Below are 7,790 nucleotides of genomic sequence, written 5' to 3'. Positions count from 1 at the left end.
TTTACCGGGGATAGAGAGATTCTGGAAATGGCATTTGAACCTATGGTTCGTTACCTGAGGCTGTGGGATATGAATGAAGAGGGGATCGTAGAGAGCAGAACAGGTGACTGGTACTGGTTTGACCATCTGTATAACCAGGATAAGATTGTGTTGGAAAACACATGGTATTATATGGCACTCTCTTTTGCGAAACGTGTTGGGGAATGTCTGTCCAGGTTAGAGTACCATGATTTTCTTACAAACCGTATGGCCTCCATGGAACAGAAATTTGAAGAGCATTTTTGGAAAGGCAATTATTACGGAGTGGGTGAAATCGTAGATGAAAGAGCAAATGCATTGGCTGTTCTGAGCGGATTGGCGAAGCGCGAGCACTATGAGGATATTAAAAAAATTCTGATAACAACTTATAATTGTACACCTTATATGGAGGTGTATGTAAGTGAAGCACTTTTTAAAATGGGATATACCAGGAGTGCGTTTAGGAGAATTATGAACAGATATATGCCTCTCATTCAGAATGAAAATGCAACCTTGTGGGAGGACTTTGCTATTCTGGGGACCAGGAATCATGCGTGGAGCGGAGGCCCTATGACCCTGTTCTATCGTTATCTGGCAGGTGTGAAGATAGATTGTGGTGAAAAAGTAGTTTATCTGTGTCCGGATTTTACCATAATAAGGGAACAAAAATACTCCATGCAGGTAGCCGGTGGAATTTTGCAGGTTGAAATGATATGTGAGGAAAACGTCCTTCAAATAAAGATTGATAATAAGACCCCTTATCAGGTACGAATAGAAAAAATAAACTTACCGGAGGGGATGGAAGAAGATATTCTGCGTCAATTACCAATGGTATTTTAATGGAGTGCTGAAAAATCCTGTCCTCTGTGTGAGTTTGTCTATGCAATTAATTTTTCAGCCATGGTAACATAATTTTACAAACAATAGTTAGGAGGAAAGAATATGAAGAAGAGATGTAAAGGATTAGCGTTAATTGTAAGTACAGCGATGCTTATGATGTCACTTGCCGGATGCAGCGGTGGTACTGCTGAGGAAACAAATGCAGCGAAAACCCCGGATACCGGTGCAGCAACAGCAGGAGCATCTGAACCGGCGGATACGCAGGGGACACAAGGAGAGGGTAGTAAAGAACAGCAGACGGTTACTTTACTGATGGATCGTGAGACTCCTCATGAGGGGTTAAACGCAGTTATTGCTGCTATAGAAGAAAAGTATAATATAGTGACAGAAGTGGAAGACATACCAAGTGGGACAGAGGGACAGAATATAAGGCAGACAAGATTTGCCACGGGAGATATGTCTGATATTACATTTTTTAATTCGGGTTCCTTATTAACCACGATGGATCCTGCTAAAAACTTTCTTGATCTTACAAATGAACCTTATATCAATAACATCGAAGAAAGTTATCTAAAGACTGTGACTGTAGAGGGAAAGATCTATGGAGTACCTGCAAACTCCACACAGGCGGGAGCATGGATGTATAATAAAAAAGTTTATGAAGAACTGGGGCTTACCGTGCCAAATACTTGGGATGAATTACTGGCAAATTGTGAAAAGATCAAAGAAGCAGGAAAAACACCTGTAATTGGTGCATATGCGAGTCCTGGATGGGCTCAGTTAATTTTGCTCTCTGATTTCTACAATGTACAGGCACAAATGCCGGATTTTGCAGAAAAGTATTCCGCCAATAAAGCAAATTTTGCAGATACTCCCATTGCGTTAAGAGGTTTTGAAAAACTTTATGAAATTGGTGAAAAAGGATATTTCAATGAAGACTTCCTGGCAGCAACTCCGGAGGACGCTTATAAAATGCTGGCGGAAGGCAGTGGAGCCATGTTCCCCATGTTGTCCGGGGCCCTCGCATCTATTGCAGCATCTTATCCTGATCAGATAAATGATATCGGTATGTTTGCGCAGCCCGGAGACGCAGCTGATCCAAATGGTCTTACTGTATGGCAGCCAAATGCTTACTATATCAACAAAAACGCGGAAAATCTGGAAGCAGCGAAGAAGTGGATTGAATTTTTTGTATCGAAAGAAGGAGTAGAAATATTTGCCCAGGCAGAGAAACCATTAGGTCCTTATGTTGTAAAAGGAGTGGAATTGCCTGAGGATGTTTATCCAGCAGTCAAAGATTTGCTTCCTTATTTTGAATCCGGGAAAATTGCTTCGGCACTTGAATTTGAATCTCCTGTTAAAGGACCCAATCTGCCACAGATATGTGTTGAGTGTGCAAGTAATATGACAGATGCTAAGAAATGTGCAGAAACGTATGATCAGGACGTAATCAAACAGGCAAAACAGTTAGGACTTGAAGGCTGGTAAAAATTATTTAAACAGGTCTGCAGATGTCTTGCAGATCTTTTTTTATAAATGATGATGGAGGTTGTGATGAATAAAAAATTTTACTCTTACTTGTTTTTGGCACCGGCTGGAATTATTTTTGTAATCATCTTTCTGGTTCCAATGCTGTCTTCCTTTTTCTTCTGTTTCACCAGGTGGACTTTGACAGAGTGGCAGTTTATAGGATTTGAGAACTTTAAAACATTTTTAATGGAACCATCTTTATCGATTGGATTTAAGAATACGTTTATTTATGCTTTTGTAACATCCGGTTCAAAGGTTGTGATAGGACTCTTATTGGCTAATTTTTTGTGCTCCAAGTTAAAGACTAAGAATTTTGTGAGAACGATTGTATATTTCCCAAATCTCATTAGCGGATTGGCAGTTGGAATAACGTTTTTGAGTTTAATGCATCCTACGCGGGGACTGATTAACCAGGCATTAAATGCTCTGCATCTTCCGTCTGTTGATTGGCTGGGGAATCCAAGTCTTGCACTTTTATCAGTAGCCTTTGTGGATGTCTGGAAAGGAGTTGGAGTGGCAACCGTAATCTATATATCAGGTATTATGGCAATTCCTCAGGAATACAATGAAGCCCTTATGGCAGATGGCGGTAATGCATGGGACAAATTTTGGAACATCACGGTTCCCCTGTCCTGTTCTTCCAGAAATACCGTAATCCTGTTATCCTTAATTGGAGGGCTGAAAAGTTTTGAACTAGTCTGGGCGATGACAAAGGGGGGACCCGGATTTGCAAGCGACCAGCTGGCTTCTATAATATACAAACAGTATTCCGCCGGATTTTATGGTATATCAACTGCGGGGAATGTCATTCTATTCCTGCTAATTTCAATTGTAATTGTTCCGTTATATATAAACCTGACAAAAAAGGAGGTGGAATTATAATGAAGCGGATCCAGAGGATATTAATAGAAGTTTCGGCAGTTCTCCTTTCCCTTATCATTTTTGGAATCCCATTTCTCTTTGTACTGCTTACATCTTTTAAAGATAAGATGGAGGCAGGGGAAATGAGCATGAGTTTACCTCAGACATTACATATTGCAGAAAATTATTTAACGGTACTACAGACAAAGCATGGTATGATTATACGGGGATTTTACAATAGCGCGCTTATTACTTTTTTCTCACTGGCAATTATGATAATCGTATGTTCCATGGCAGCATTTGTACTACAGAGACGCAAAGGTAAGCCTGTAACAATTATTAATCTGGTGTTTATGCTCGGGCTCATGATGCCTCCGGCTATCGTCCCCACCATATGGGTTTTGAGCGGACTTGGTTTGTTTAAAACACTTATTGGCATTATATTAGTAGAAGTAGCACTATTTACACCATTTTCCATAATGGTTTACAAAGGTTATATTGCCACGATTCCAAAGGAATTAGATGAGGCAGCACTAATGGATGGATGTGGACGAATGAAGTTTTTTGTTAATATTATTTTCCCCTTATTGAAACCTGTAACATCCACTGTTATTATTTTAGTATCCGTTAATATATTTAATGATTTTGTGAATCCTTTATATTTCTTTCCGGGTGCGAAAAATGTCACAGTGCAGACATCTATTTATAATTTTATGGGGCAGTATGCAAGTTCCTGGAATTTAGTTTTTGCAGACGTTGTTTTAATTACAATCCCACCGCTGATTCTATTTCTCATATTCAATAAAAAGATTATTGGTGGAATGACATCTGGTGCTGTTAAGGGGTGAGCGCGTCCAGAAAAAAGGGCGATTGGTTTAGTGGGTGGAAATCCCACACGTACGGTTTTGGAAAGGAGTTCGTATTTTAAGGTGCAAAATTATAAGACACGCTCTAAAGTAAAGAGGGACAATAGGATGAGCTTTCGTAATAAAATTTTTGCAGCATTCTCTATCGTTACAATTGTATTAATCATGGCAATCAGTGTTGTTTTCTATTACTACAGTTCAGAAACACTGGAAGAAAACAGTAAAGAAAATTTAAAGGTCATGACAGATAAACTGGCAAATCAACTGAGTCAATTGCTAAAACCCATGGAATTTATTTCATGGGATTTTATTGCGAGCAGGGAGTTTATGGAGGAAATGGCCACCATTACCTATATTAAACCGGATACGATAGAAGATGCCTATGATATTAATAGAGCCCAAGTGAATATTAATCAGATTATACACCGGGATTCTTTATCACAGAATTTTTATGGGGTAAATGTATTTAATAAAAAAGGGGATTTTTTTACCAGTAATAATAATAATTATGTCAAACCACAAAATAGTAAGAGTATTGTAAACCAACTGCCGTGGAAAGAACAGGCGCAACAGGCCCAGGGGAAAAGTATTTTAATAGCGCCGTATGATGATCCCTGGGAAAATTCACACCAAAAAGTCTTTGGTCTGGCGAGAGTGTTAAGAGGCCATAACATTGATATGGGATATATTGAAGTACAGGTAAAAAACGAAGAGTTTGAAAATATTTTTATTCTGCCTCAGCAGGAGGAATATCGTATTGTTGTCTTAAATGATGATCAGGTATTATATCAAAAAAATGTTGAAAATACAAGACTGCTGGAGTATTATCAGGAAGTTGCTGACAGGGGAATTGATCAGGTTACGGATTACAAAAATCCCCATCTAAATAATAAAGAAATATTTGGAAAAAAAATAATTCCTGATTGGAAAATCACAATTTTGCTGGTACAGGATTACAGTAAATTAATGAGTCCGGTATACGACATGCGCAGGATAGTCATTGCTATTGGGTTGATCAGTGCCTTTATTGCTTTTATTGGAATGAGTGTTTTTTCAAAGTATCTGACCAGACCCATCAGGGAACTCCAACAGTGTATGGAGTCAATTGAGATTCGAAATCTGCCTGAACAGATTGTGTTAAAAAATAAGGGGAATGAGATCGAGGCACTGAATCAGTCTTTTCAGGATTTAAGAACACGACTGAACGATTCCATTGAGCGTGAAATACAGAATCATTCTCTTGTGCTGCAAGCAAATCTGGATATGCTTCAGGCGCAGATTAATCCCCATTTCCTGTTTAATGTTCTTAATATGATCTCAAATAAAGGAATGGAACAGGAAAATTATGAGATTGGAGAAATTTGTGAGGCAATTGCAAATCTGCTGCGTTACACCACATCAACGGGACAGAAGACAGTTACTTTAAGTGATGAAATAGACTACACAAAAAATTATTTAATGTTAATGGAGAAAAGGTTTGAGGACAGACTGAAATGTGTTGTTGATATAGATGAAGAAATGATGAAAATGGAAATGCCAAAAATGATCCTGCAGCCCTTGGTAGAAAATGCGCTAAATCATGGATATAAAAATACGACCAAAACAATGTACGTTTCTATTTATGGCGTTATAAAAGAAAATATATGGAAAATTACAGTAAAGGACAGCGGAGAAGGATTTGAAGAAGCTGTTTTATCGGAAATCAGGAGTCAGATGGTCAGGGTACGGAATAAAATTTTTCTGGAAAAGGAATCATTAGAATTGGAAATAGGAGGAATGGGGATTGTAAACACCTATCTTCGGCTGCTGCTATGTTATGGAGAATGTGCTGATCTGAAGATCAGGAATAACGAGCAGGGTGCAGAAGTGGAGTTATCAGCGCCGTGGAACAGATTCTAAAAACTAATTATTTATCATTATAACGTACAGGAAAGTGCCGGCTATAGAGAATTTGTATAGCTGGCACTTTTTTAATCTCCACCAAAACCTCATCATCTATTAGAGTTGTACAAACCCCCGCGAGCGTTTATAATAAAATCATAATTTAATTCATATTCGTCAAGGAGGACATGCAGTTGAAATTCAACGATCTATCCATCAAGAAAAAGTTTTTTCTGATATTGCTGGTGTTTATTATCCTGCCTTTTTGCTGCATCAGTTTCTGGCTGTATAATATGATTACCAGCAGCTGGCTGCAAAAAGAGTATGAAAGCCAGTATAATCAATTATCGGTGGTATCAAAGGCAGCCGAAATCCAGCTTAAAGAATACGAAAGAATTATTGGCACCATCTATAATGATGAAGATATTTTAAAGAATCTAAATAAAAATCAGAAGATCCCGATTGATTACGTGGAGATTACGGAATTTCTGCGTAATCTGTTAAAGAGCGCAGACCATATTGACGGTGCCTACTTTTTCGCGGCGAACGGAGAGACCTATTTTCAGGATAGCTATTCAGGGGCATCCTATATTGACGTTTATCATTCTCATCCGGAATGGGTGCAGAAAATAGATGAACTGGATGGGAGTCTTGGATGGATTTCTACATTTCAGGTGAAGCCAAAGGGAAGCACTAAGGAGGAAATGAGTTATATATCCTGTGCCATGCTGGTAAAAGATATCAGTCATAACTGGGCGAAACGGGGAGAATTTATACTGAACATAAACATTGATTTATTTGAAGATTTATTTGAAAAGCTGGAAGTAAAAGATAAGTCCACATTATTGATAGCGGATGATATAGGGAATATCATCTGGAGTAACGATGCATCCTTAGATGAGTCCCTGGATAAAAGTGTGTTGTCCGATATCCTGAAATCGGAAGATAGTTATACGGAACAAAATTACAGGAATAATCCTTACATAGTTGTAAAACAGGCGTCCGCTTATAATGACTGGAATTATATATCAATGATTAAAAAAGATGAGGTGCTGAAAACAAGGGAATGGGTTGTTTCCGTTGTTGCAGCACAGATTCTGTTAGTATTGCTGTTCTGTGTTTTCGGGGCTGTGGCAATACAGGTATATATTATCAAGCCGATACAGAAAATGGTGGTTGTGATGAATACGCCGGATCCGGATTTTATGAAGAATAAATTGTATATTGATCAGAAGGATGAGGTGGGAAGCCTGTATCGAAGCTTTAATGATATGAACAGCCGGATCTTAAATCTGATTGAGAAAAATAATGAGGCGAATAAAAAAGAAAAGGAATACCATATACAGGCACTGAATGCCCAGATTAATCCGCATTTTATGTATAATACACTGGATACTATTAATTGGATGGCAAAGGATTTAAAGGCAAAGGATATCGGTAAAATGATTACTTCTCTTTCCCGGATTTTAAGATATTCCATCAGTAAGAAAGAGGATATTGTTACCCTGGAGGAGGAAATAAACTGTATTAAAAATTATCTGAACATTTACGAAGAGCGTTATGAGAAGGCTTTTACGTCTGAGTTCCAGATCGACGCCGATATCCTGGAGTATAAAACCTTTAAAATGCTATTGCAGCCATTGGTAGAAAACAGCCTGACCCATGGATTTTCCCGGCAGATGAAAGGAGGTCATATACAGATAATAGGGAAAAAAGAAGGGGAGGATGCTGTGCTTCGGATTATCGATAACGGAGCAGGGATGACCAGGGAAAGAATATTTTATGTCTTATCAC

The 7,790-nt window shown here is 38.4% G+C and carries 6 protein-coding genes; all 6 read left to right on the top strand.

Annotation, left to right across the window (positions count from 1 at the left end):
- On the top strand, positions 1-858 hold an 858-nt coding region (locus RHS_RS22215), incomplete at its 5' end, for a family 78 glycoside hydrolase catalytic domain (protein WP_047834401.1).
- 102 nt (positions 859-960) lie between these two features.
- On the top strand, positions 961-2,346 hold the full coding sequence (locus RHS_RS22210) for an ABC transporter substrate-binding protein (protein WP_027295812.1): 1,386 nt from the start codon (positions 961-963) through the stop codon (positions 2,344-2,346).
- Positions 2,347-2,412: 66 nt separating this feature from the next.
- The gene (locus tag RHS_RS22205) at positions 2,413-3,270 is read left to right on the top strand and encodes a carbohydrate ABC transporter permease (protein ID WP_242849149.1); all 858 of its coding nucleotides are present in this window, start codon (positions 2,413-2,415) and stop codon (positions 3,268-3,270) included.
- Entirely contained in the window at positions 3,270-4,097 is an 828-nt protein-coding gene (locus RHS_RS22200; RefSeq protein ID WP_027295814.1) for a carbohydrate ABC transporter permease, read from the top strand. The genes RHS_RS22205 and RHS_RS22200 overlap by 1 nt, the downstream gene beginning before the upstream one ends.
- A gap of 126 nt (positions 4,098-4,223) precedes the next feature.
- A complete protein-coding gene (locus RHS_RS22195) occupies positions 4,224-6,014 on the top strand; it encodes a sensor histidine kinase (RefSeq protein ID WP_027295815.1) in 1,791 nt (596 codons plus the stop codon).
- Between the two features lie 176 nt (positions 6,015-6,190).
- Positions 6,191-7,790, top strand: a 1,600-nt coding sequence (locus RHS_RS22190) for a histidine kinase (protein ID WP_047834400.1), incomplete at its 3' end; no start/stop codon positions are given.

This window comes from Robinsoniella sp. RHS (genome assembly GCF_001029355.1).
Lineage (GTDB): Bacteria > Bacillota > Clostridia > Lachnospirales > Lachnospiraceae > Robinsoniella > Robinsoniella peoriensis.
This window is presented reverse-complemented; position numbering and strand designations above follow the sequence as displayed.

Bases quoted from the DNA above. Each gene is read 5' to 3' on its own strand.
- RHS_RS22195 (WP_027295815.1), top strand. From the start codon at position 4,224: ATGAGCTTTCGTAATAAAATTTTTGCAGCATTCTCTATCGTTACAATT.
- RHS_RS22210 (WP_027295812.1), top strand. From the start codon at position 961: ATGAAGAAGAGATGTAAAGGATTAGCGTTAATTGTAAGTACAGCGATG.
- RHS_RS22200 (WP_027295814.1), top strand. From the start codon at position 3,270: ATGAAGCGGATCCAGAGGATATTAATAGAAGTTTCGGCAGTTCTCCTT.
- RHS_RS22205 (WP_242849149.1), top strand. From the start codon at position 2,413: ATGAATAAAAAATTTTACTCTTACTTGTTTTTGGCACCGGCTGGAATT.